Source organism: Allobosea sp. MMO-172, from assembly GCF_037147855.1.
GTDB lineage: Bacteria > Pseudomonadota > Alphaproteobacteria > Rhizobiales > Beijerinckiaceae > Allobosea.
Map to the genome: position 1 here is coordinate 475,906 of NZ_JBBCUM010000001.1, position 23,578 is coordinate 499,483.

19 protein-coding genes are annotated in these 23,578 nt (G+C 67.9%); 8 read left to right on the top strand and 11 right to left on the bottom strand.

What is annotated here, in order from left to right; all coding sequences use genetic code 11:
- Positions 1 to 50: 50 nt before the first annotated feature.
- Positions 51 to 2,318: a phosphoenolpyruvate--protein phosphotransferase gene (gene ptsP / locus WFK61_RS02225; protein WP_336809896.1), complete on the bottom strand. Its 2,268-nt coding sequence runs from the start codon at positions 2,316 to 2,318 to the stop codon at positions 51 to 53.
- 183 nt (positions 2,319 to 2,501) lie between these two features.
- A complete protein-coding gene (locus WFK61_RS02230) occupies positions 2,502 to 4,067 on the bottom strand; it encodes an alpha,alpha-trehalose-phosphate synthase (UDP-forming) (RefSeq protein WP_336809897.1) in 1,566 nt (521 codons plus the stop codon).
- Between the two features lie 278 nt (positions 4,068 to 4,345).
- Between WFK61_RS02230 and otsB the strand changes: the two genes are divergently transcribed.
- Positions 4,346 to 5,149 (top strand): trehalose-phosphatase, encoded by an 804-nt coding sequence (gene otsB / locus WFK61_RS02235; RefSeq protein WP_336809898.1) that lies wholly within the window; start codon positions 4,346 to 4,348, stop codon positions 5,147 to 5,149.
- A 6-nt stretch (positions 5,150 to 5,155) separates the two neighbouring features.
- Positions 5,156 to 6,997, top strand: coding sequence for a glycoside hydrolase family 15 protein (locus WFK61_RS02240; RefSeq protein WP_336809899.1), 1,842 nt, complete (start codon positions 5,156 to 5,158; stop codon positions 6,995 to 6,997).
- 24 nt (positions 6,998 to 7,021) lie between these two features.
- Here WFK61_RS02240 and WFK61_RS02245 read toward each other — a convergent pair whose 3' ends face one another.
- Positions 7,022 to 7,243 (bottom strand): putative antibiotic biosynthesis monooxygenase, encoded by a 222-nt coding sequence (locus tag WFK61_RS02245; protein WP_336809900.1) that lies wholly within the window; start codon positions 7,241 to 7,243, stop codon positions 7,022 to 7,024.
- Positions 7,244 to 7,346: 103 nt separating this feature from the next.
- Between WFK61_RS02245 and WFK61_RS02250 the strand changes: the two genes are divergently transcribed.
- Positions 7,347 to 7,928 (top strand): TetR/AcrR family transcriptional regulator, encoded by a 582-nt coding sequence (locus WFK61_RS02250; RefSeq protein WP_336809901.1) that lies wholly within the window; start codon positions 7,347 to 7,349, stop codon positions 7,926 to 7,928.
- A gap of 7 nt (positions 7,929 to 7,935) precedes the next feature.
- On the opposite strand, the gene WFK61_RS02255 is transcribed toward WFK61_RS02250, so the two are convergent.
- From WFK61_RS02255 to WFK61_RS02275, 5 genes are all read right to left on the bottom strand, one after another.
- Positions 7,936 to 9,144, bottom strand: coding sequence for a M20 family metallopeptidase (locus WFK61_RS02255; RefSeq protein ID WP_336809902.1), 1,209 nt, complete (start codon positions 9,142 to 9,144; stop codon positions 7,936 to 7,938).
- A 122-nt stretch (positions 9,145 to 9,266) separates the two neighbouring features.
- Positions 9,267 to 12,035 carry a tetratricopeptide repeat protein gene (locus WFK61_RS02260; protein WP_336809903.1) on the bottom strand — a complete coding sequence of 923 codons (2,769 nt, stop codon included), beginning with the start codon at positions 12,033 to 12,035 and terminating at the stop codon, positions 9,267 to 9,269.
- A 116-nt stretch (positions 12,036 to 12,151) separates the two neighbouring features.
- On the bottom strand, positions 12,152 to 12,691 hold the full coding sequence (locus tag WFK61_RS02265) for a chromate transporter (protein WP_336809904.1): 540 nt from the start codon (positions 12,689 to 12,691) through the stop codon (positions 12,152 to 12,154).
- Entirely contained in the window at positions 12,691 to 13,257 is a 567-nt protein-coding gene (locus tag WFK61_RS02270; protein ID WP_336809905.1) for a chromate transporter, read from the bottom strand. The genes WFK61_RS02265 and WFK61_RS02270 overlap by 1 nt, the downstream gene beginning before the upstream one ends.
- A 7-nt stretch (positions 13,258 to 13,264) precedes the next feature.
- Complete coding sequence (locus WFK61_RS02275) at positions 13,265 to 13,897, bottom strand: LysE family translocator (RefSeq protein WP_336809906.1); 633 nt, start codon at positions 13,895 to 13,897, stop codon at positions 13,265 to 13,267.
- Positions 13,898 to 14,068: 171 nt separating this feature from the next.
- Here WFK61_RS02275 and WFK61_RS02280 point away from each other — a divergent pair, with 171 nt between their 5' ends.
- Positions 14,069 to 14,644: a GNAT family acetyltransferase gene (locus WFK61_RS02280; RefSeq protein ID WP_336809907.1), complete on the top strand. Its 576-nt coding sequence runs from the start codon at positions 14,069 to 14,071 to the stop codon at positions 14,642 to 14,644.
- A 65-nt stretch (positions 14,645 to 14,709) separates the two neighbouring features.
- Here the strand turns inward: WFK61_RS02280 and WFK61_RS02285 are convergent, their stop codons facing one another.
- From WFK61_RS02285 to WFK61_RS02295, 3 genes are all read right to left on the bottom strand, one after another.
- Positions 14,710 to 15,216, bottom strand: a complete 507-nt coding sequence (locus tag WFK61_RS02285; RefSeq protein WP_336809908.1) for a DinB family protein — start codon at positions 15,214 to 15,216, stop codon at positions 14,710 to 14,712.
- A 13-nt stretch (positions 15,217 to 15,229) separates the two neighbouring features.
- Complete coding sequence (locus WFK61_RS02290; protein ID WP_336809909.1) at positions 15,230 to 16,453, bottom strand: NAD(P)/FAD-dependent oxidoreductase; 1,224 nt, start codon at positions 16,451 to 16,453, stop codon at positions 15,230 to 15,232.
- Positions 16,454 to 16,546: 93 nt separating this feature from the next.
- On the bottom strand, positions 16,547 to 17,461 hold the full coding sequence (locus WFK61_RS02295; RefSeq protein ID WP_336809910.1) for a LysR family transcriptional regulator: 915 nt from the start codon (positions 17,459 to 17,461) through the stop codon (positions 16,547 to 16,549).
- Positions 17,462 to 17,627: 166 nt separating this feature from the next.
- On the opposite strand from WFK61_RS02295, the gene amaB reads away from it, so the two are divergent.
- The 4 genes from amaB to WFK61_RS02315 all read left to right on the top strand — a co-directional run bounded on the left by amaB (position 17,628) and on the right by WFK61_RS02315 (position 23,497).
- Complete coding sequence (gene amaB / locus WFK61_RS02300) at positions 17,628 to 19,148, top strand: L-piperidine-6-carboxylate dehydrogenase (RefSeq protein ID WP_336809911.1); 1,521 nt, start codon at positions 17,628 to 17,630, stop codon at positions 19,146 to 19,148.
- Between the two features lie 150 nt (positions 19,149 to 19,298).
- Complete coding sequence (locus tag WFK61_RS02305; RefSeq protein ID WP_173047970.1) at positions 19,299 to 20,495, top strand: acyl-CoA dehydrogenase; 1,197 nt, start codon at positions 19,299 to 19,301, stop codon at positions 20,493 to 20,495.
- Between the two features lie 142 nt (positions 20,496 to 20,637).
- Positions 20,638 to 21,828 (top strand): CaiB/BaiF CoA transferase family protein, encoded by a 1,191-nt coding sequence (locus WFK61_RS02310; protein ID WP_336809912.1) that lies wholly within the window; start codon positions 20,638 to 20,640, stop codon positions 21,826 to 21,828.
- The gene (locus WFK61_RS02315) at positions 21,821 to 23,497 is read left to right on the top strand and encodes a thiamine pyrophosphate-binding protein (RefSeq protein WP_336809913.1); all 1,677 of its coding nucleotides are present in this window, start codon (positions 21,821 to 21,823) and stop codon (positions 23,495 to 23,497) included. The genes WFK61_RS02310 and WFK61_RS02315 overlap by 8 nt, the downstream gene beginning before the upstream one ends.
- Positions 23,498 to 23,578 lie beyond the last annotated feature (81 nt).

Here is a 23,578-nt window from a genome sequence, read left to right on the forward strand (position 1 = left end):
AACTCGTGAAACGAAAGGAAAAAGCGGCAGCAGCGACGGAAGCAGCGTCGCTAGACCGGGACCTTGAACTCGGTCGCGAAGGCCGCGAGCTGCGGGCGCAGATTGGTGGCGCCTTCCGGCGAGGCCAGCATCCAGTCCATGCGCTCGCGCAATTTGCCGGCATCGAGCGCACGCAGCATCGCCTTGACCGGCCCGATCGATGCCGCCGACATCGAGAAGCCGCGATAGCCCAGGCCGATCAGGGCCATGGTCTCCAGCGGCTTGCCGCCCATCTCGCCGCAGACGGTGACCGGGCAGCCGGTCTCGGCCGCCGCCTCGACGATGCGCCGGAGCGCCCGCAACGGGCCGACGCCGAGCGGATCGAAGCGATCGGCGACGCGCTTGTTCTCGCGATCGGCCGCGAAGAGGAACTGCATCAGGTCGTTGGTGCCGATCGAGAGGAAATCGGCCTCGCGCGCAATCTCCGGCAATTCGAAGAGCAGCGAGGGCACCTCGACCATGACGCCGACCCGGAGGTCGCGCGGCGGCGTCACGCCCTGCTTCTCCAGCATGGCCTGCTCGCGGCGGATGATCATGCGGGCGCGGCGGAACTCCTCGGTGGTCGCGACCATCGGCAGCATGATCTTGAGGTCGCGGCCGGCGCCGGCCCGCAGCATGGCGCGCACCTGCGCCCTGAGCAGACGCGGCTTGTCGAGGCCGATGCGGATCGCCCGCCAGCCGAGCGCCGGATTCTCCTCCTCGACGCGCTCCATATAGGGCAACACCTTGTCGCCACCGATATCGAGCGTGCGGAAGGTGACCGGCAATTCCGCCGCGGCTTCCAAGACGGCGGCATAGAGCGCCTGCTGCTCGCCGGTGGTCGGCATGTGTTGCGCCACCATGAACTGCAGCTCGGTGCGGAACAGGCCGATGCCGGAGGCGGCGGTCGCCTCGATATTCGGCATGTCGACGATGAGGCCCGCATTGATCTGCAAGGTGATGTCGACCCCATCGCGGGTGACCGCCGGCAGCTCCTTGAGCTTCTGGTACTGCTTCTGCTTGCGGGCGCGCAGCCGCGCCTTGTCCTTGTAGGCGTTCTCGACATCGGGCTGCGGGCGGATCTGCACCTCGCCGGCCTGGCCGTCGACGATGATGGCATCGCCGGCCTCGACCAGCGCCGTCGCGTTGACGACCTCGCCGACGGCCGGAATGCCGAGCGCGCGGGCGACGATGGCGATATGGCTGGTCGGCCCGCCCTCCTCCAGCACGAGCCCGCGCAGATGGGCGCGGTCATAGTCGAGCAGCGCCGCCGGCCCCATCGAGCGGGCGACGAGGATGGCGTTCTCCGGCAGGTTCTCGCGGGCGACGCCATTGCCCTTGCCGACCAGCGTGCGCAGCAGGCGGTTGGCGAGATCGTCGAGATCATGCAGCCGCTCGCGCAGATAAGGGTCGGTCTGGCGCAACATCTTGGCACGGGTGTCGGACTGGACGCGCTCGACCGCCGCCTCGGCGGTGAGGCCGGTCATCACGACCTCGCGCATGCGGCGCAGCCAACCCTGGTCATGGGCGAACATGCGGAAGGTTTCGAGCACGTCGCGATGCTCGCCGGTATGGGCGACGTCGCCGCGCTCGACCAGTTCGTCGATCGAGGCGCGCATCTCGCCGATGGCCGCTTCGAGCCGGCCGACTTCGGCGGCCGGGTTCTCGGCGATGAGGTTGGTGATCGCGACGCGCGGCTCGTGCAGCACGGCATGGCCGAGGCCGACGCCATCGGCCAGCGCCACGCCGACGCCGTGGATCGGTCTGTCGAGGCCGATCGAGGCGCCCGGCGCCGCCAGCGACTTGAGGCCGCCGGCCGCGATCATCTCCGCCATCAGCATGGCGGTGGTCTGGAGGGTCTCGATCTCGTCGTCGGAATAGAGCCGCGAAGCGCGGTTCTGGATGACGAGCACGCCCATCACGGCGCCACCGCGCAGGATCGGCACGCCGAGGAAGGAGCGATACACCTCTTCGCCCGTTTCCGGACGGTAGGAGAAGGAGGGATGCGCCTGCGCATCCGACAAGGCCAACGGCTCGGCCTCGCTCGCGATCAGGCCGACGAGACCTTCGCCCGCGCGCATGGTGGTGAGGTGGACCGCCTCGCGGTTGAGGCCTTCGGTGGCGTAGAGTTCGAGCGAGCCGTCCTCGCGCAGGACATAGACGGAGCAGACCTCGGCGACGAGATTGCCGGCGATCAGGACGACGAGGCGATCCAGCCGCTCCTGCGGGCTGATCGATGCCGCCATGACCTCGCGGAGACGGCGCAACAGAACGCCCGGTCCTCCGAGAGCGCCTCGCATCGATCTCAGCCCTCCGCCCGCCTCCTCAGCCATCGACAATACGATGCCTGTCCGGACCCTGAGTCGCCCACTCCGGCCCTGCTGCCTTCTAGCGACGAAAGACCTTATTCGGCAAGGCCCGCGAAAGGGCCACGCAGCATCACCCCAAGATTTCGGTCGTTTTCCGGACCCGAGCGCCAAGTCTCAAGGTCGCACCAGAGCGAGATGAGAGCCCCTCGCAGCGCTCCGCTTCCCGCGCGATCCTGCCGACATCTTGCGTACACCGGCTTCCTGAGGCGGCGACGACGCAGCCGGCGCCTCGCTGCGGCCTGCCCGCCGCACGGCGGCGCGCGGTTCCTTGCGCGCCTCGCCGACGGCCGCGGAGTCGGTTGCGGCGTCCTCTCCGGCCAACGCCGCGAGATATTGCCGCGTCCACCAGTCGATATCGGTCGCGGCGATGATGGCGTAGAGCCGTTCGAAGCGGCGGATGCGCTCCGATTTCGGCATGGCCAGCGCGGTGCGGATCGCCTCCGCCACCTCATGGGAATCGAAGGGATTGACGATCAGCGCCTCGCCCATCTGCTGGGCGGCCCCGGCGAAGCGCGAGAGCACGAGCACGCCGGGATCGGCCGGGTCCTGCGCCGCGACATATTCCTTGGCGACGAGGTTCATGCCGTCGCGCATCGGCGTGACCAGCCCGACCTGGGCGCGGCGGTAGAAGCCCGCCAGCGCCTTGCGCGAATAGGCTTTCTTGACCACGCGGATCGGCGTCCAGTCGAATTCGCCGAGCTGGGCGTTGAGGCGGCCGGCGACCTCGTCCGACTGCCGGTCGAGCTCGGCATATTCCGGCACGTCGCTGCGCGAGGGCGGCGCGATCTGCAACAGGCTGACCCGGCCGCGGTCCTCGGGGTGGTTGCGCAGGAACTCGCCGAAGGCTTCGAGGCGCTGCACGATGCCCTTGGAGTAGTCGAGCCGGTCGACCCCGATGACGAGCTTGCGTTCGCCTAGCGATTCCCGCGTGGCCCGTAGAGGGGTCGCCGCCTGGCGGGCGGAGGCGGCGGCCAGCTTGCGGAAGCCCTCGACATCGATGCCGATCGGGAAGGCCTGCACGGCCGTCTCGCGCGTGCCGAGCCGCACGCGCTTGCCGTCGGACCGGGCGCCGCAGAGCGACACCAGCCCGCCGATCAGATTGCGGGCATCGACCTCCGTCTGCATGCCGACGAGGTCATAGGCCGCCATGGTGCGGATCAAGGTCGCGCTGAAAGGCAAGGCACCGACAACATCGGCCGCCGGCCAGGGGATGTGGTGGAAATAGCCGATCCGGTTGGTGACGCCGCGCCGGCGCAGCTCCGCCGCCAGCGGGATCAGATGATAGTCGTGTATCCAGATCAGATCATCGGGCTTGATCAGCCCGGCAAGAGCGCGGGCGAAGCGGCGATTGACGCCGAGATAGCCCATGTAGTCGCTGCGCTGGAACTCGGTCAGCCCGAGCCGGTAATGCATCAGCGGCCAGAGCGCCCGGTTCGAAAAGCCGAGATAATAGCTCTGGCGCTCGGCCTCGCTGAGATCGGTCACGGCATAGGTGACATTGCCACGCTCGACCTGCCGCAGCTGCGGCGAGGCACCCTCGCTCACGGCCCCGCTCCAGCCGAACCAGAGCCCGCCCCGCTGCTCCAGCGCCTCGCGCAGGGCAACCGCCAATCCTCCCGCCATCACCTTTTCATGGCGATCGGGAATCGTGACGCGGTTGGAAACGATGACAAGACGCATGGACGAGCATTCTCCGGCAGGGGCCGCCCGCATTTCGCCATCGGCGGCAGGAACAGAACGCTTCCGAAAGCGTAATGTTTCCGTGGTGCGGACGCGGTCACATGGCAGCGCTGCGGCAGCCGTGCGGTGAAATCGCGACCGCCATGGTAGGCTTTCGACAGATCGAGGCAACCCCTCGAACCCTATTTTCGACGCGGCCGCCGCCCGTCGATAAGACAGAAAAGGATATCCCTGGCTGCTTGGCCGCTCTTCTGCCGCCTTCTCTGCCCAGATACGAGATGATGACGACCTTGATCGAACCCGATATCGCCGCAAGCTCCCGCGAGATCGCTCCCGCGCATCGCGAAATCGCTCTGTTCCTCGATTTCGACGGAACATTGGTCGAGATCGCGCCCTCGCCGGACGATGTTCGCCTCGACCGGCGGGTCGCTCCCGCGCTGACGGCGCTGCGGGCGCAACTCGGCGGCGCGCTGGCGCTCGTCTCCGGCCGCCCGATCGGCTTTCTCGACGGCGTGCTGGCGCCGCACCGCTTCGACATCGCCGGGCTGCACGGCGCCCAGATCCGCGTCGATGACGAGATCCGCTCGCAGGCCGATACGCATGAGGGCATGCGCGAGGCGCTGCGCGATCTCGTCCGCTTTGCCAACAGCCATGTCGGCATCATCGTCGAGGACAAGCGCATCTCCGTCGCGCTGCATTGGCGCCTCGCCCCCGCGCTGGAGGACGAGGCTCTGGCCCTGATGCGCGGCATCGCCGCGCGAATGGGGCCGGGCATGCGCCTGCAGGAGGGCAAGTCCGTCGCGGAACTGGTCCCCGCCGGGGCCAGCAAGGGCAGCGCCATCGCCTGGCTGATGGCGACCCCGACCTATGCCGGCCGCCAGCCGGTCTTCATCGGCGACGACATCACCGACGAGGACGGGTTCGAGGCCGTCAACGCCATGGGCGGCGTTTCCGTGCGCATCGGCGCGGATCGCGAGAGCCATGCCACCTGCCGCCTCGCCTCGCCCACCGCACTTCGGCACATCCTTCTCGAAGCCGCCGAAAGCGGCCATCTTTCCGCTGCCAGCTTCAAGCAGGACTGACCGACCATGACCGTTACGACCTCGACCGCGGGGCATCACTCCGCCTCGCTCGACCTCGGCGTGATCGGCAATTGTTCGATCGCCGCCCTCATCGACCGCCGCGCCCGCATCGTCTGGGGCTGCTTTCCCCGCTTCGACCGCGACCCCGTCTTCTGCTCGCTGATCGACAACCAGGCCGAGGACGGCGATGCCGAGCCCGAAAAGGGCTTCTTCGGCATCGAGCTCGTCGGCATGACGCGCTGCGAGCAGGGCTATCTCGACAACACCGCGATCCTCTCCTCCGTGCTTTCGGACGACCAGGGCAATGCGATCGAGATCCTCGATTTCGCGCCGCGCTTCGTGCGCTACGAGCGCTTCTTCCGGCCGCCGCAGCTGGTGCGCCGCGTTCGCCGCGTCTCCGGGCGGCCGCGCATCCGCGTTCTGGTCAAGCCCAGCCTCGGCATCGGCGAGGAGCCCGACGAGATCACGCGCGGCTCCAACCATGTCCGCTATGTCGGCGCCGACCAGACGATCCGGCTGACGACGAACGCACCGCTCTCCTATGTCGTCGAGGGCACGCCGTTTGCCGTCGACCAGGCCTATTCCTTCTTCATCGGGTCGGACGAGGCTCTGCGCGCCGAGATCGAGACGACCTCGCGCGAGTTCCTCGACAAGACCACCGATTACTGGCGCGACTGGGTGCGCTCGCTCTCGATCCCCTTCGAGTACCAGAAGGAGGTGATCCGGGCCGCGATCACGCTCAAGCTCTGCGCCTTCGAGGAGACGGGCGCCATCGTCGCGGCCTTGACGACCTCGATTCCGGAGGCGCCGGGCACGCAGCGCAACTGGGACTACCGCTATTGCTGGCTGCGCGACGCCTATTTCGTCGTGCATGCGCTGAACCGGCTCGGCACGACGCGGACGATGGAGGATTATCTCGGCTTCATCACCAATATCGTCGACACCTTCTCGGAGAGCGGCGCCGAGCATCTGCCGCCGCTCTATCCGATCACGCGCGGCGGTACGCTGGTCGAGTTCGAGGCCAGCAACCTGTCAGGCTATCGCGGGCACCAGCCGGTGCGCTTCGGCAATGGCGCGGCGGTGCAGATCCAGAACGACGGCTACGGCGCGGTCGTGCTGGCGGCGACGCATTCCTTCTTCGACCGCCGCCTGATCCAGCCCGGCAAGGAGGCCTTGTTCGGGCAGCTCGAGCGCATGGGCGAGCTCGCCATCGCCTATTTCGACAAGCCCGATGCCGGGCCGTGGGAACTGCGCGAGAAGGAGGCGGTGCATTCCTTCTCCAGCGTGATGTGCTGGGCCGCCTGCGACCGGCTCGCCCGTATCGCCGGCACGCTCGGGCGCGCCGACCGCAAGGAGTTCTGGAAGGGCGAGGCCAAGCGCCTGAAGAACACGATCGCAGAGCAGATCTGGAACGAGACGAAGGGCCATTTCGTCTCGACCTTCGGCGGCGAGGACCTCGACGCCACCTTGCTGTTGCTGGCCGAACTCGGCTTCGTCAAGCCGGACGATGCCCGCTTCGTCGCCACCGTCGAGGCGATCGGCCGCGATCTCAAGCGCGGCGACCTCCTCCTGCGCTACGCCACGCAGGACGATTTCGGCTATATGCATACCGGCTTCCTGATCTGCGCCTTCTGGTATGTCGATGCGCTGAATGCGATCGGCCGCCGGGACGAGGCCAAGGAGCTGTTCGAGCGCGTGCTGAAGCGACGCAACAGCTTCGGCCTGCTCTCGGAGGATGCCGACCTGAAGACCGGCGAACTCTGGGGCAATTTCCCGCAGACCTATTCGCATGTCGGCCTGATCAACTGCGCGATGCGGTTGAGCCGCGACTGGGAAGAGGCGTTCTGATCCCCGTCCCGGCCAGGCGCCCGCTCAGCGCGGCGCGCCGAAGCGGAAGGCGATCGGGATCACCCCATAGACCATCGCAAGCACCATGGGCGGCACGGCCAATGCCGTGACGCCGAGGATGGGCCACCCCGTCGTGAACGGCGCCAGCGCGGCCAGCACGAGATTGATCGCCGCATAGGCGCCGGCGATCGCAACCATCAGAAAGCGCAGGCGCGAGGCCAGGCGGGACAAGAGCGAAAGAGCCATCGGGCTTCTCCATATAACGAAACGTTCCGTTTCTATTTGTTGATCTAAACGGACCGTTTCGTTATGTCAAGGAGCGAAGCATCGACTGACGAGGTTCGAGAGAATGGAGACGAAGCCGAAGCGCCGTGCCTCGATCGGCGCCCGCCGCAGCCCGGAAACCGAGGCTGCAGTGAAGGCGGCAGCGCGGGAACTGCTGGCTGAGAAGGGCTATGCCGGTTTCTCGATCGAGGAGGTCGCGCGCCGCGCCGGCGCCGGCAAGCCGACGATCTATCGCTGGTGGCCGACCAAGGCCGAGCTGTTCATCGCGATCTACGGAGCGACCAAGGATGCGACGATCCCCGTCCCGGACGAGGGCTCGCTGCGCGCCGACCTGCTGCGCTACACCCGCGATCTCTGGCGCTTCTGGCGCGAGGACGCGGCAGGGCGCGTCTTCCGGGGGCTGATCGCCGAGGCTCAGACCAGCGAGACCGCGCTCGCTGCCTTGCGCTTCAAGTTCATGCCGGAACGGCTGGCCTCACCGCGCCGGATGTTCGTGCGCGCTGCCGAACGCGGCGAATTCGCGCCTGACGAGATCGACGACCGATTGGAATTATGGGTCGCCTTCAACTGGCTGCATGCGCTGACCGATCGGCTGAGCGAGGACGAGCCCTCGCTCAGCCGCAAGATCGAGCTACTCTGCCGTTAGAGCCCCGTCACTCCACCTTCGCAGCGGCGCGCATCACGGCGAGCGCCAGCGTCTGCGCCGCCGGGACGATGCTTTCGACCTCCAGGAATTCGTCCGGGGTATGGGCCATCCCGCCGATCGGGCCGACGCTGCACAAGGTCGGGGTGCCCTGCGCGGCGGTGAAGCCGGAATCGGCGCAGCCGCCGGTGAATTCCGCGGTCACGCCGATGCCGAAGGCGGCCGCCGCCTCGCGATAGGTGTCGTAAAGCGCAGCCGAATCCGAGGAGCGTTCCAGCGGCAGGAACTCGCCCTTGATCGAGAGCACGGCGCTGGTGCCGGCCACCTCCGGCGCCTCGACGATCGCCTTGATCTTGCCGACCATCTCGTCGCGCTGGGCAGCGGTGACATAGCGCAGGTCGATCTCGCACCAGGCGCTGGGCGCGATGGTGTTGACGGTCTGGCCGCCGCCGATCAGACCGACATTGACGGTGATGCCCTTCTCCAGATCGGTGAGCCCCTGCAGCTTCGGGATCTTGTGTCCGAGATCGACGATGGCCGAGGCGCCTTTCTCGTAATTCGCGCCGGAATGGGCCGGCTTGCCGGTGAACTCGGCGCGCATGAAGACGCCGCCCTTGCGGCCGCTGGTAACCGACTGCTTCTGATCCTTCGCGAAATCGGTGCCCGCAGGCAGGCGGCTGGGCTCGGCATTGAAGACGCAGCGCGATTCACGCGCCGCAGCCTCGATCACCGGGCGAGAGGACGGCGAGCCGATCTCCTCGTCGCTGGTCGTCAGCATCAGCAGCGGCGCGGCGAGACCGCCGCATTCGGCGAAGGCAGCGGCGACGAAGGCCGAGATCATCACGCCCGCCTTCATGTCGGCGACGCCCGGGCCATAGGCCCGCGAGCCCTTGATGGTGAAGGGCCGGCGCGTCGGTTCGCCCTGCGGGAAGACGGTGTCGCGATGGCCGAGCAGCATGACCGGGCGCTGGTCGTTGGCCGCGGGGTTGGGCAGGCGTGCCCGGACGGCGTCGCCGAAGCGGCTATCCGGCACGATCTCGACCTCGAGCCCGTTCGCCCGGTGGAAGCGCGCGACGACATCGCCGGCCCGGTCGACGCCCGCCTTGTCGTACGAACCCGAGTCGGTGTCGACCAATTCACGCAGCAGCGCGACCATGCCTTCCTTGCGGCTCGCCAGCCACTCGGTGACCTTCTTCTCCTCGGGGGTCAGGGCGCTCATCGGCTCACTCGCATTCGTTCCGGATGGGACAATGCGGGCAGCTTATCGCCATTGCCGCGAGCGGCAATGGCGGGCGGCGGCGGCCATGCCATTCATGTCGTGCATGGCCTTTGGCCTGAAGCCTATTTCGGCGCGGCCATCCGCCGGATCAGGGCGTCGCGGGCGCTACGGGCGGCCTCACGGGCAGCTTCGTCGAGCGGGCCCCGCGCCGGCTGCTCCAGTGCCTTGGCATAGTAGCCGAGCGCGAGCTGGTCCGAGGCGATGCCGGCATAAAGATCGCCCAGCCGCCTGTTGGCCTGGAGCGAGGCTTCCGGCCTTGCCACAGCCGCCTCGAAGGCGCCGATCGCGCCGGGCACGTCGCCGAGCCTGACCTTGAGTTCGGCACGCGCCAGCAGAAGACGGGGGTCACCCGCCCTCGCCCCGAGCGCCGCCTCGACATCGGCGAGCGCGGCCTTCGCGTCGCCTTGCCCGAGCCGGGCATCGCTCCGCATGAGCAAGGCCTCGGCATCGCCGGGGGCTGCCGCGAGCCGCGCCGTCGCATCTTCCGCCGCCTCGGGGAAGCGGCCGAGGCCGAGCCTCGCCTTGGCGCGCAGCAGCAGCAGGTCAGCTTCCGGCGCGGGCGCGGCGAGCGCGGCGGTGGCGAAACGCTCGGCGGCAGCGGCATCGCCGGTCGCGAGGTTGATCCGGGCGGCCAGCGCCTGCCAGCGCGGCTCGTTCGGCTCGATCCGCAGGGCCATCGCGATATCGGTCAGGGCCGCCGGATTGTCGGAGCGCAGGTTCAGCGCGGCGCGCTCGGCATAAGCGCGCGCCCGGTCCGGCGCCCGCTTGATCACCTCGGCGAAATCGCCGCGCGCGGCATTGACCCGGTTCAGTTGCACGCGGGCGATGCCGCGCCAGAGGAAAAGGTCGGCGACATGGCCCGGTGTCAGGCCGGAGCTCCGGGCGCGGAAAGGAATAGGCACGATATCGTCGATGACCTTGCTCAGGTCCGATTCCGCTTCGAGCGCATCGCCGAGCCGCGCCGCCGCGAGCCCCCGCACGGCCTGCGCGCCGGCGTTGAAGCGGTTATCGGCGAGCGCCGCAGCAGCCATTTCCCTCGCCGCTGCCACATCGCCACGGGCGAGTGCGACGCGGGCCCGCAGCGCCTGCTCGGCATAGGCGCCCGGCAAGCGGTTGGCCCGCCAGTTGTCGAGAACCGTGACGGCCTCGTCGAACGCGCCGGTTTCGATGAGCGCAACGACGAGATCGTCCTCGCCTTGCAGCCCTGCGGGTACATCCGTCGGCAGACGCGCCCTCTCGCGCAAGTCCTCCAGCGCCTCGGCAGGCTTGCCCGCCATCAGGAAGGCGCCGGCGCGTTCCTCGCGATAGAACCGCGCCTTCGGATCGCTCTTGACGAGCTCGGTTAGGTCGGCCGCAGCGGTATCGTAGTTTCCCCTGCCCTGGGAGACGGCGGCGCGCGCCAGCATGGCCTGCGCCCAGATGTTCGTGTCGGCCCCCGAACGGCGGACGGCTCTGTCGGCATCGGCCCAGGCCCGGTCGAAAGGCGTCAGATCCTTGCCGAAGCGATAGTCCTGGATATGGGCGTAGGCGCGGGCCAGCGTGGCCGGGAGATAGTCCGGCGCCGCTGCCACGGCCAGATCGAAATCGCCGAGCTGGCTGTCGAAGGGCCGGGCCTTGGCGCGCTCGATCAGCCTGTCGGCCTTGCCCTGCGGCGTGGCGGCCGTTTCGACGAGCCGGTCGCAGCTCTGCATGCGCAAGGGATCGTCGCGGGTCGCGCAGCGCTTCTTCAGCTCGGCCTCGTCGAGATCGGCGACGACGATGGGTTTCGGCTTGTCGAACTCGGCGACGCGGGCCGCATGGCGCTCCCGCGAGGCAATGTCATAGGCCAGCTTCGCGTCGGTGCGCGCGGCGGAGCGGGCGAGGATGGCGCGGGCGCCGGGCTGATCGCCCGAGGCGAGCAGGATGTCCGCCTTGAGCTCATGGGCATCGAACAGGCCGGGATCGAGCTCGATCGCCTTGTCGGCATCCGCCGTCGCGGCGGCGACATCCTTCATCGCGAACTTCACCGCGCCGCGCGTCGCATAGGCGCGGCCGAAGCGGGGCTGGGCCTCGGCGACCACCTCGGCATCGGCGAGCGCCTCCGGCAACTCGCGCCGCGCCAATCGCGCTCGGGCGCGGATCTCGATCAGGTCGACCTGCTTCGGGAAGGAGGCAAGGCCCTCGGTCGCCTCCTTCGCGGCGGCTTCGAACTGGCCGAGATAGAACAGGCTGCGGGCGCGGGTGATGAAGGTCTCGGAGTTGCGGAAACCGCCCTCGCGCGCCTTGTCGATCAGCGCGACCGCATCGGTATAGCGGCCGGTGACATAGGCGAGCAGACCGAGGAGATAGTCGCTGCGCGGATGCTGCTTGTGCCAGAACTGGCCTTTGCGCAGGTCCTCGCCCGCGCCGGCGAAATCATATTGCAGCAGCCTGAGATAGCCGCGATTGGCGTGATTGTCGGGATCGAAGGGATCGTTCTCGATCGCGGCAGTGAAATCCGCCATCGCGCCGTCGCGGTTGCCGAGGGTGAAGCGGACGCGGCCGCGATCCCGGTAGAGCGCCGCGAAGTTCGGCGCGAGAGCCAGCGCCTCCGTATAGTCCTTCTCCGCTTCGGCCGGGCGGCCGAGCGCGAGCTGGGTATGGCCGCGCGCGACATGGGCCATTGCCTTGACCTTGCGGTCGGGGCGCCCCTTCAGGATGGCGTTGCAGGCGGCGAGCCCCTTCTCGGTGCGGTCATCCTTGCAGAGCGCGACATTCCCTGCCTTCTGCGCGAAGGCCGGCCGCGGGCCGACGGCGCAAAGCAGCGACAATGCGAGGACAACGAGCGCCATCCGCCAGAGCGAGCAAGGCATGCCGACCTCCCTGACAACAACGTCCCGACGGCGGAATGACGTTGGGAAAGGCTACCATGCTGCAGGGATGGCGTCATGCCGTCCCCCGAATGAACGATCCGGGGACAGACAGCCGCTCAGGCGATGCCGACAGACCAGGCGAGGACATAGACAAGCGTGCCCGCCGCCATCGGCACGAGCGGATTGACCTTCGAGCGATAAGTCACGAGCGCGGTCGCCACCGTGATCGCATAGCCGACGAGGCCGGCATCGGCAGCGAGCATCGCGACCACGCCGCTCGCCAGCATCAGGCCGAGCGCGATCGGCACCAGCGCGAGCGTAACGATCCGGACCACGCGGCTGCCGCCGAAGCGCTGCAAGCCGCGGCTGGAGGCGAGCGCCAGCAGGCAGGAGGGCAGCAGAAGCGCCGTTGTCGCGACCAGCAAGCCGGCCGTGCCCGCGACATGCCAGCCGATGATGCTGCCGAGCATGATATTGGGGCCGGGCGCGGTCTGGGCGATGGCGAAGAGGCGCGCGAAGGTCGGCGCGTCCATCCAGCCGAGGATGTCGACGACCTGACGGTGGATTTCCGGCACGACCGCATTGGCGCCGCCGATCGCCATCAGCGAGATCGTGCCGAAGGTGACGATCAGCTGGAAGAAGACGCCGCGCTCCATCAGACCCGCCGCGCTCCCAGCGTCGCCGCGATGAGGCCCAGCGGCACCAGCACCAGCAGGGTCGGCAGCATCGGCAGACGCAGCAGGCCGACCGCGACGAAAGCCGCCGCAGCCATGACCCAGGCCCAGCGCGCGAGGCCGGCCCTGGTCAGCAGCCGCACGGCGGTGCCGAGGATGAGCCCGGCAGCGCTGGCGGCGGCACCGGTCAGCGCGACCTGCGCAAGCGGATGGCTGGAGACCGCATCATAGGCATTCGCGAGCCCGACGAGACAGAGCAGCGGCATCGCCATCAGCGCGAAGACGCAGGTCAGCGCACCGACGCCGCCGCGGAAGCGGTCTCCCAGCATCACCGCCGCATTGACGGTATTGGCGCCGGGCAGCGCCTGGCAGATGCCCATCAATTCGGCATAGCCGCGGTCGTCGAGCCAGTTGCGCTCGGCGACGATGATATGGCGTGCGACCGGGCCGACACCGCCGAAGCCCATCAGCCCGATCTTGAGGAAGCCGGTGAACAGGTCCGGCAGGCTCGGCCGCGGCGCTTCCGATGCGGTGTCGAGGCTCGACATTCGTCGTCTAGCGCCGCGATTCCATCGCCATGCGCACAGCGAAGCCGGCGAGCACCGTGCCCATCAGCCAGCGCTGCACCAGCGACCAGAAGGGCCGCGTCTTCAGGAACACCGCGATGCTGCCGGCCGCCGTCGCGATCAGGGCATTGACGCTGCCGCTGATCGCGATCTGGACGAAGCCGAGCACGACCGACTGGGAGAGCACGTTGCCGGCGGCCGGATCGATGAATTGCGGCAGCAGCGCGAGGTAGAACATCGCGATCTTCGGATTGAGCAGGCTGGTCAGGAAGCCCATGGCGAAGAGCTTGCGCGGTCCGTCATGGGGCAGATCGCGGACATGGAAGGGCGAGCGCCCGCCCGGCCGCACCGCCTGCCAGGCGAGCCAGAGCAGGTAGGCCGCGCCGCCGAGCCGTAGCGCGTCATAGGCATAGGGTACGGCGAAGAGCAGCGCGGTGATGCCGAAGGCGGCGCAGAACATGTAGACGAAGAAGCCGAGGATGACGCCGCCGAGCGAGATCAGCCCGGCGCCCCTGCCCTGCGCGATCGAGCGCGAGATCAGGTAGATCATGTTCGGACCGGGCGTCAGCACCATGCCGAGCGCGATCAACGAGAAGGTGATGAGGGTCGTCGTCTCGGGCATGGGATAGCGCTCCTGCGGAACTCAGCGCTTGGACCATGGATCGCGATAGCCGGCAATCGGCTGCGCCATGGGAGCGGGCATGCAAGCCGTCGATGCGTGCCCCGGCTTCTCCCACGCGGAACCCGCAGCTTCGCTGGCGGTTGTCGGCTGCAAGCGGATTGGGGGGAAGACATGACGCTGTTCAGCCGCATTCTCTACACGGTCATCGCCTTCGCGCTGCTGGGCGCCTCGATCGTCCTGATCGGCGTCGCGGTCTGGCGGACGTCGCAGGGCTTCTGGACCGGCGAAGGCGCGCTCGACACGATGCTCGACGGGATCGGCCTCGTGATCATCGCGGTGGCCGTCGCCGATGTCGGCAAGTTCCTGTTCGAGGAGGAGGTCATCGCCGACCGCGAGATGCGCCACCCGGCCGAGGCGCGGGGATCGCTGACCAAGTTCATGTCGATCATGATCGTGGCGCTCTCGCTGGAATCGCTGGTGCTGATCGCCAAGACCTCGCGCGAGACGATGGGGGACATCATCTATCCCGGCCTGCTGATGCTGCTCGCCGTGCTGGCGCTGATCGGGCTCGGCCTGTTCCAGAAGCTCAGCCAGAACGCGACGGCGGCCGTGCCGCCGGATCGGGAGAATGGGGAGGGCGATGTCGAGCCTCTTGAGCGAAAACGAGCAGCTCAAAGCCCCAAACCCAGGTCATCCCGGCCGAAGCGAAGCGTAGAGCCGGGATCCATGCCTGAACCTATCCGGTAAAGCGCTCAGGCATGGATCCCGGGTCTCCCTATGGTCGCCCGGGATGACCTGCACCTAAAACGACCTCACCGCGGCTCGTCGACCAGAAAGAGATCAGTATCGTCAGGCTTCGCGCCCGCCGCGGTCAGCATGGCGTGGATCTGGCCGCGATGATGGGTCTGGTGGTTGAAGAAATGGACGAGGGCGAAGGCACGCGGCTTGCCCATCTCGCGGCCGGCCGCGCCTGAATACCAGATCAGCGTGCCGCGCAGCCAATCGGCCGTGACGGTCTCCGCCCAGTCGAGAATGGCCTGATCGCGCATGCGGCGCCGCGCTGAGAATTGCGCCCAGCCCTCGAAATAGACCGCCGAGTCGCGCCCGCCGACAGCCGGCTTCTCGCTGCCGATGAGCCGGCTGAGCCAGGTCTCGTCGGCCCAGAGGATGTGGTTGAAGGTGCCGTGGATCGACTTGAAGAAGGCGCCGCGGTCGAGCTTGCGCGCTTCGTCAGTCAAGCCGTCCGTAGCCGCCATCAGGCTGCGGTTCTGCCAGGCGTTGTAGCGGGCCATGGTCTGGACGAAAGCGGGATCGACCATGGTCTGCTCCTCGTCAGATGACGTTGGCCTCCTTGAGCGGCCGGTTCGCAACGATGCGCTCGTGGCCGAGATCGGCAAGGTCGAGCGAGCGATAGCGGCCATGCGCGATATGCTCGGCGAGGCCGCGGCCCACGGCCGGCGATTGCTGCAGGCCATGGCCGGAGAAGCCGTTGGCGAGATAGAGGTTCGGCAGGCCGACTGCCGGGCCGATGATGGCGTTGTGGTCGAGCCCGCACATGTCGTAGGGGCCGGCCCAGGCGCGGCCGGGCTTGATCTGCTCGAAAGCCGGGATGCGGGTGGCGAGCGCAGGCCAGACCACCTCCTCGAAGAAGCCCCAGTCGACATCCTCGGCAGCGGGATCGTTCTCGATCCATTCGACATCCTGCTCCGGCGTCAAAGGCGAGCAGCTGCCGATGAAGAGCTGGCCTTCCGCCGTGCGCTTGCCCTCCTGCCGGCACCAGGCGCCGGTCGTGTCGATCAGCAGCGGGCAGCCATCGACATCGCCCTTGCAGGTGAAGGTGAAGACATAGCGCTTCATCGATTTCACGGGGATCGAAATGCCGGCCGTCGCCGCGAGCTTCGCGCCATGGGTGCCGCTGGCATTGACCACCGCGCCGCAGGCGATGCGGCTGCCATCGGCGAGCTCGACCGCGGTGACGCGTCCGCCTTCGGTGACATAACGGACAACCTCGCCCTGCCGGTACTCGACGCCGAGGCTGCGGGCCTTCTTGCGGAAGGCCTGGAGCAGCGCCCAGCCGTCGAACCAGCCTTCGCCGCTGACGCCGAAGGTGCCGCAAGCGAGATCCTCGGTGCTGAGCCAGGGGAAGCGCTGCTTCAGCGCCGCGGGATCGTAGAGGGCGATATCGGCGCCCTCAGCGGCCTGCAGCTTCTGGTTGGCTTCGAGGATCGGGGCGCCAGCCTCGCTCGCGAGATAGAGATAGCCGCCCTCATGCAGGTCGATAGCGGGAACCTCGCCGTCGACAGCGAGGTGCTTCCCGATATTGCGCAGGAAATCGATGCCGAAGAGCGAGATGCGGATATTCACCGCGCTCGAAAACTGCTGGCGGATCGAGGCGGCCGAGAGTGCAGACGCAGAGAAGCGGTAGGTCGGGTCCTTCTCAATCACTACGACCTTGCCGGCGAAGCCGGGATCGGCGGCGAGATGATAGGCGACGGAGGAGCCGATCGCGGCGCCCCCACAGATCACGACATCGGCGCTTTCGGAGACGGGCGGCATGGCAGGCCTCGCGCAGCCGGCTTCGATGGAAAAGCCGGGTTGGTGAATTTCGCGCATGAATGAACGAGCGCGAGGCGCTTGTCGAGAGGCGCCTTAGCTCGCTGGCGTGCATTCCCCGAGCAGCCAGTCGCGGAAGGCGATTACGGTCGGCAGATTGGCCTTCTCCTCGGGATAGACCAGATAGTAGCCGTCCTTGCCGGTCACGGGCCGGTCGATCGGAATGACGAGTGCGCCCGAGCGCAATTCCTCCTCGACCAGGAAGCGCGGCACGATGGCGAGCCCGAGCCCCGCCACGGCCGCCTGCGCGATCATCGCGAACTGCTCGAAACGCGGCCCCATCAAGGCGCGCTCCGGCGCCAGACCCTGCTGTTCCAGCCAGTTCGCCCAGGCGCGTGGCCGGGTCGATTGCTGGAGTAGTGGCACCCGCAGCATGTCGGCCGCCTCGGTGATGCCGACACGCGCCAGCAGGGAGGGCGCCGCGACGGGCACCACCTCCTCGCCCATCAGGCGATGAAGCCGCGCACCCGGCCAGTTCTCCGCACCGAAATGCACGGCGGCGTCGACCTGCTCGCGGGCGAAATCGAAAGGCACCAGTCGCGTGGTGAAATTGATGGTGATGCCGGGATGCGCCTCGGTGAAGCGCGGCAGGCGCGGGATCAGCCAGCGCGTGCCGAAGGTCGGCAGCGTCGCCAGATTGAGCACGCCGGCCGCACCGCGAAAGGCCATGGCGGAGACCGTGGCAGCCGCGAGCCTGGACAGTCCATCGCGGATGTCGTTGGCGTAGGCTGCGCCCGCCGCCGTCAGGCTGACGCGCTTCTTGACGCGCTCGAACAGGCTGACGCCGAGCACCTTTTCGAGATGCGCGACCTGCCGGCTCACCGCGCCCTGCGTCAGGTTCAGCTCCTCCGCCGCACGCGTGAAGCTGCCATGCCGGGCTGCCGCCTCGAAGGCGGCGAGCGCCGATAGCGAGGGTACCGAGAGGCGACCGGGAACGAGCGCGTCATCCATGATAAATACTCACCAAGTGGTGAGAACATATCGGTTGCCCAGGCGGCAGGAAAGAGGGCATTCTGCCGGCCTCAAGCGCGGTCGCCTCAGGGTTCCCGCGCCTTTATGTCATGCGCCTTGGGGCATGTGCCCTTCGGCTCCCGCTCGCGACCGCTGGAAGACAAAGATGGCCACATCCCTGCCGAAAGACACGCTCGCCCTGCTCAAGCGCCTCGGCGTCGCCGACTCGGCCTATGCCGATGCCGGCCTCTCGGCCCGCTCGCCGATCACCGGCGAAGCCATCGTGACCCTGCGCGAGACCTCGCCGGCCGAGACCGAGGCCGCGATCGGCCGGGCCCAGTCCGCCTATCTCGCCTGGCGCAAGGTGCCGGCGCCGCGCCGCGGCGAGTTCGTCCGCCTGCTCGGCGAGGAGCTGCGCGCCGCCAAGGCCGATCTCGGCCTGCTGGTGACGCTCGAAGCCGGCAAGGTGACCTCCGAGGGCCTCGGCGAGGTCCAGGAGATGATCGACATCTGCGACTTCGCCGTCGGCCTGTCGCGCCAGCTCTACGGCCTGACCATCGCCACCGAGCGCCCGAACCATCGCATGATGGAGACCTGGCACCCGATCGGCATCTGCGGCGTGATCTCGGCCTTCAACTTCCCGGTCGCGGTCTGGTGCTGGAACGCGGCGCTCGCCTTCGTCTGTGGCGACAGCGTCGTCTGGAAGCCCTCCGAGAAGACCCCGCTGACCGCGCTCGCCGTGCAGGCCATCGTCGAGAAGACGATGAAGCGCTTCGGCCCCGAGGCCCCTATCGGCCTCTCGGAAGTCCTCGTCGGCGGCCGCGAGATCGGTGACATCCTGGTCTCCGACCACCGCGTCCCGGTCGTCTCCGCTACCGGCTCGACCCGCATGGGCAAGGAAGTCGGCCAGAAGCTCGCCGCGCGCTTCGCCCGCGCCATTCTCGAACTCGGCGGCAACAACGCCGCGATCGTCGCCCCCTCGGCCGATCTCGACCTCGCGCTGCGCGGCATCGCCTTCGCGGCGATGGGCACCGCCGGCCAGCGCTGCACCACGCTGCGCCGCCTGATCGTGCATGAAAGCGTCTATGACGCGCTCGTGCCGAAGCTCGCCAAGGTCTACGGCTCGGTGAAGATCGGCGACCCCCGCGAGGCCGGCGTGCTGGTCGGCCCGCTGGTCGACGAAGCCGCCTATCAGGGCATGCAGAAGGCGCTCTCCGAGGCCAAGGCCGAAGGCGGCAAGGTCCATGGCGGCGAGAAGGTCGATGTCGGTTCCGGCGGCTTCTATGTTCGCCCTGCGCTGGTCGAGATGCCCAAGCAGTGCGGCCCGGTCGAGCGCGAGACCTTCGCTCCGATCCTCTATGTGATGAAGTACAAGTCCATCGACGAGGCGATCGCGATCCAGAACGCGGTCGGCGCCGGCCTGTCCTCCTCGATCTTCACGCTGAACATGCGTGAGGCAGAGCTGTTCGTCTCGGACGAGGGTTCGGATTGCGGCATCGCCAACGTCAATATCGGCCCCTCGGGCGCCGAGATCGGCGGCGCGTTCGGCGGCGAGAAGGAGACCGGCGGCGGCCGCGAGGCCGGCTCGGACGCCTGGAAGGCCTATATGCGCCGCGCCACCAACACGCTGAATTACGGCACCACCCTGCCGCTGGCGCAGGGCGTCAGCTTCGACGTGGATGCGTGATCGGTAGACTCTAACAAAATCCGCGCCGTCATCCCGGCCGGAGCGAAGCGCAGAGCCGGAATCCATGCCTGAACCGTTCAGGAATGGATCCCGGGTCTCCCTCCGGTCGCCCGGGATGACATCGCAACAGGTTCAAGGGAGACGAACACCATGGCCGGCAGCCACAAGCTCGCGAAGTTCACCTGGGACGATGCCTATCTGCTCGACGAGCAGCTGAACGAGGACGAGCGGCTGATCCGCGACACGGCCCGCGCCTATGCGCAGGAAAAGCTCGCTCCCCGCATCCATGACGCCTATCTCGACGAGAAGACCGATCGTTCGATCTTCAACGAAATGGGCGAGCTCGGCCTCCTCGGCGTCACCGTCCCCGAGGAATATGGCTGCGCCGGCGCCAACTACGTCTCCTACGGGCTCGTCGCCCGCGAGGTCGAGCGCATCGACTCCGGCTACCGCTCGATGATGTCGGTGCAGTCCTCGCTCGTGATGTTCCCGATCTATGCCTATGGCAGCGAAGAGCAGCGCAAGAAGTACCTGCCCAAGCTCGGCTCGGGCGAATGGGTCGGCTGCTTCGGCCTGACCGAGCCGGATGCCGGCTCCGATCCCGGCGGCATGAAGACCCGCGCCGAGAAGGTCGCCGACGGCTACAAGCTGACGGGATCCAAGATGTGGATCTCGAATTCGCCGATCGCCGACGTCTTCGTCGTCTGGGCGAAATCGGCCGCGCATGACAACCAGATCCGCGGTTTCGTGCTCGAAAAGGGCATGAAGGGCCTCTCCGCGCCGAAGATCGGCGGCAAGCTTTCGCTCCGCGCCTCGATCACCGGCGAGGTCGTCATGGACGGCGTCATCGTGCCGGAAGAGAACCTGCTGCCGAACGTCTCGGGCCTGTCCGGCCCGTTCGGCTGCCTCAACCGCGCCCGCTACGGCATTTCCTGGGGCGTGATGGGCGCCGCCGAGGACTGCTTCCACCGTGCCCGCCAGTACGGGCTCGACCGCAAGCAGTTCAACAAGCCGCTGGCCCAGACGCAGCTCTACCAGAAGAAGCTGGCGGACATGCTGACCGAGATCACGCTCGGCCTGCAGGGTAGCTTGCGTGTCGGGCGCCTGCTCGACGACGGCAAGATGGCCCCGGAGATGATCTCGCTGGTCAAGCGCAACAATTGCGGCAAGGCGCTCGACATCGCCCGCCAGGCCCGCGACATGCACGGCGGCAACGGCATCCAGATCGAGTATCAGGTGATGCGCCACGCCGCGAACCTCGAGACGGTGAACACCTACGAGGGCACGCATGACGTCCACGCGCTGATCCTCGGCCGCGCGATCACCGGCCTGCAGGCGTTCTTCTGAGCCCTACCCACCCCCTCCGCGTCATCCCGGGCGACCGCAGGTCGACCCGGGATCCATTCCGGACCATCGCCGATTGGCGGTCAGGCATGGATCCCGGCTCTCCGCTTCGCTCCGGCCGGGATGACGGCGCGGATCGAGCCTGATGACTTCGACCTCCCCCCTCGCCGGCCTGCGCGTCCTCGAACTGGCGCGCATCCTCGCAGGTCCCTGGATCGGCCAGCTCCTGGCCGATCTCGGCGCCGATGTCGTCAAGGTCGAGGCGCCCGAGGGCGACGACACCCGCAAATGGGGCCCTCCCTTCGTCGAGGGCACCGGCGACGAGCATCTCTCCGCCGCCTATTTCCACGCCGCCAATCGCGGCAAGCGCTCGATCACGGCCGATTTCCGCACGCCCGAGGGACAGGCGCTGGTCCGGCGTCTGGCGGCCCATGCCGATGTGGTGATCGAGAACTTCAAGGTCGGCGGCCTCTCGAAATACGGGCTCGATGCGGCCTCGCTGCGCAAGGAATTCCCGCGCCTTATCTATTGCTCGGTCACCGGCTTCGGGCAGGACGGCCCCTATGCGCCGCGCGCCGGCTACGACTTCCTCGTCCAGGGCATGGGCGGGGCGATGTCGATCACCGGCGAGCCTGAGGGCGCGCCGATGAAGGCGGGCTATGCCGTCGCCGACATCTATACCGGGCTCTACGCCACGGTCGGCATCCTCTCGGCCTTGCGCCAGCGCGATGCCACCGGCGAAGGCGCGACGCTCGATCTCGCCCTGCTCGACTCGCAGGTCGCCGTGCTCGGCAACCAGGCGATGAACTATCTCGTCGGCGGCAATCCGCCGCCGCGCCTCGGCAACGCCCATCCGAACATCGTACCCTACGACGTGTTCCCGGTGGCGGATGGCCATATCATCATCGCGACCGGCAATGACGGGCAGTGGCGCAAGCTCTGCGAGGTGCTGGGCGAGCCGGCTTTGGCCGACCACCCGGACTATCTCGACAACAAGTCGCGCGTGAAGAACCGCGTGGCGCTGACGGCCAAACTGCATCTGCTCTGCCAACGCTATGCCAAGGCCGATCTGCTGGCCGGGCTGGAGAAGGTCGGCGTGCCCGCCGGCCCGATCAACGATATCGGCGAGGTCTTCGCCGACCCGCAGATCATCGCGCGTGGCGTGAAAGTGGACCTGCCGAGCGCTGCCGCCAAGGCCGGCGCCATTCCGACCGTCGCCTCGCCGATCGTCATGAACGGCGTGCGGCAGGTGGCCGGACGCCCAAGCCCACGGCTCGGCGAACATGCCGACGACATTTTGAACGACCCGGCCTGGGGAGGGCCGCAGCATGGCTAATCGCACTGGCGGGCAGATCCTCGTCGACCAGCTTCTGATCCACGGCGCCACCGACGCCTTCTGCGTGCCGGGCGAGAGCTATCTCGCGGTGCTCGACGCGCTGCACGACGCCTCGATGAAGGTCACCATCTGCCGCGCCGAGGGCGGCGCCTGCATGATGGCGGAGGCCGCCGGCAAGCTCACCGGCAAGCCCGGCATCTGCTTCGTGACACGGGGCCCCGGTGCAACCAATGCCTCGCCCGGTATCCATATCGCCGACCAGGACTCGACCCCGCTGATCCTCTTCGTCGGCCAGATCGACGGCAGCATGCGCGAGCGTGAAGCCTTCCAGGAGCTCGACTACCGCGCCGTCTTCGGCACGATGACCAAATGGGCGACCGAGATCGACGATGCCGCGCGTATCCCGGAGATCATCAGCCGCGCCTTCCATGTCGCGACCTCGGGCCGCCCCGGCCCGGTCGTGATCGCGCTGCCCGAGGACGTGCTGATCGACCTCGCCGACGTCGCCGACGCCGAGCCCTATCAGGTCACCGAGCAGCACCCTGCCCCGGCGCAGATGGCCGATCTCGCCAAGCGCTTCGCGGCGGCCAAGTCGCCGATCGCGATCCTGGGCGGCTCGCGCTGGAGCCCGGAGGCGATCGCCGACTTCCAGGCCTTTGCCGAGCGTTTCGACCTGCCGGTCGCGGTCTCCTTCCGCCGCCAGATGCTGTTCCCGGCCGACCACGCCAATTTCGCCGGCGATCTCGGCATCGGCCCGAACCCGAAGCTGCTCGCCCGCATCAAGGAGAGCGACCTCGTCCTGCTCGTCGGCGGGCGTCTCTCGGAGATGCCGAGCCAGTCCTACACCCTGTTCGGCATCCCCAATCCGGGCCGGCCGCTGGTGCATGTCCACGCCGACCCCGAAGAGCTCGGCCGGGTCTACCGCCCGACGCTGGCGATCAATGCTTCGCCCACCGGCTTCTGCGCCGCGCTCGCGACGATCGAGCCGCCCAAGGCTCCGGCCTGGAAAGGCGCCGGCGCTGCCGCGCATGAGGCCTATATCGCCTGGAGCGAGCAGCCGGCGCCGGTGCCCGGCGAGTTCCATCCCGGCGAGATGGTGCGCTGGCTGCGCAGCCAGCTCCCCGACGACGCCATCCTCTGCAATGGCGCCGGCAATTACGCGACCTGGGTGCACCGCTTCCATCGCTTCAACAAGTTCGCGACGCAGCTCGCCCCGACCTGCGGCTCGATGGGCTATGGCGTGCCGGCCGCGATCGGCGCCAAGCGGATGTTCCCGGAACGCACCGTCATCGCCTTCGCCGGCGACGGCTGCTTCCTGATGAACGGCCAGGATTTCGCGACGGCCGTGCAATACGACCTGCCCGTCATCGTCGTCGTCGTCGATAACGGCATGTACGGCACGATCCGCATGCATCAGGAGCGCGAATATCCCGGCCGCGTCTCGGCGACGACGCTGAAGAACCCGGATTTCGCCGCCTATGCCAAGGCCTTCGGCGGCCATGGCGAGCGTGTCGAGAAGACCGAAGAGTTTGCGCCGGCCTTCGAGCGCGCGGTGAAGAGCGGCAAGCCCGCGATCATCCACTGCCTGCTCGACCCCGAGGCGATCACCCCGGCGAAGTCTCTTTCGACGATCCGCGCCGAGGCTTTCGCGGCTCAAGCCAAAAAGTAAACGTCCCGGACGAGAATCTTAACCTCGTCCGTGAACCTGAACCGAACCTTTCGCGACCATTGAGCGTTGAGCTGGTGGTAG

Excerpts from the sequence above, each read along its gene's own strand:
- ptsP (WP_336809896.1), bottom strand. The coding sequence starts at position 2,318 with ATGCGAGGCGCTCTCGGAGGACCGGGCGTTCTGTTGCGCCGTCTCCGC.
- WFK61_RS02230 (WP_336809897.1), bottom strand. The coding sequence starts at position 4,067 with ATGCGTCTTGTCATCGTTTCCAACCGCGTCACGATTCCCGATCGCCAT.
- otsB (WP_336809898.1), top strand. The coding sequence starts at position 4,346 with ATGATGACGACCTTGATCGAACCCGATATCGCCGCAAGCTCCCGCGAG.
- WFK61_RS02240 (WP_336809899.1), top strand. The coding sequence starts at position 5,156 with ATGACCGTTACGACCTCGACCGCGGGGCATCACTCCGCCTCGCTCGAC.
- WFK61_RS02245 (WP_336809900.1), bottom strand. The coding sequence starts at position 7,243 with ATGGCTCTTTCGCTCTTGTCCCGCCTGGCCTCGCGCCTGCGCTTTCTG.
- WFK61_RS02250 (WP_336809901.1), top strand. The coding sequence starts at position 7,347 with ATGGAGACGAAGCCGAAGCGCCGTGCCTCGATCGGCGCCCGCCGCAGC.
- WFK61_RS02255 (WP_336809902.1), bottom strand. The coding sequence starts at position 9,144 with ATGAGCGCCCTGACCCCCGAGGAGAAGAAGGTCACCGAGTGGCTGGCG.
- WFK61_RS02260 (WP_336809903.1), bottom strand. The coding sequence starts at position 12,035 with ATGCCTTGCTCGCTCTGGCGGATGGCGCTCGTTGTCCTCGCATTGTCG.
- WFK61_RS02265 (WP_336809904.1), bottom strand. The coding sequence starts at position 12,691 with ATGGAGCGCGGCGTCTTCTTCCAGCTGATCGTCACCTTCGGCACGATC.
- WFK61_RS02270 (WP_336809905.1), bottom strand. The coding sequence starts at position 13,257 with ATGTCGAGCCTCGACACCGCATCGGAAGCGCCGCGGCCGAGCCTGCCG.
- WFK61_RS02275 (WP_336809906.1), bottom strand. The coding sequence starts at position 13,897 with ATGCCCGAGACGACGACCCTCATCACCTTCTCGTTGATCGCGCTCGGC.
- WFK61_RS02280 (WP_336809907.1), top strand. The coding sequence starts at position 14,069 with ATGACGCTGTTCAGCCGCATTCTCTACACGGTCATCGCCTTCGCGCTG.
- WFK61_RS02285 (WP_336809908.1), bottom strand. The coding sequence starts at position 15,216 with ATGGTCGATCCCGCTTTCGTCCAGACCATGGCCCGCTACAACGCCTGG.
- WFK61_RS02290 (WP_336809909.1), bottom strand. The coding sequence starts at position 16,453 with ATGCCGCCCGTCTCCGAAAGCGCCGATGTCGTGATCTGTGGGGGCGCC.
- WFK61_RS02295 (WP_336809910.1), bottom strand. The coding sequence starts at position 17,461 with ATGGATGACGCGCTCGTTCCCGGTCGCCTCTCGGTACCCTCGCTATCG.
- amaB (WP_336809911.1), top strand. The coding sequence starts at position 17,628 with ATGGCCACATCCCTGCCGAAAGACACGCTCGCCCTGCTCAAGCGCCTC.
- WFK61_RS02305 (WP_173047970.1), top strand. The coding sequence starts at position 19,299 with ATGGCCGGCAGCCACAAGCTCGCGAAGTTCACCTGGGACGATGCCTAT.
- WFK61_RS02310 (WP_336809912.1), top strand. The coding sequence starts at position 20,638 with ATGACTTCGACCTCCCCCCTCGCCGGCCTGCGCGTCCTCGAACTGGCG.
- WFK61_RS02315 (WP_336809913.1), top strand. The coding sequence starts at position 21,821 with ATGGCTAATCGCACTGGCGGGCAGATCCTCGTCGACCAGCTTCTGATC.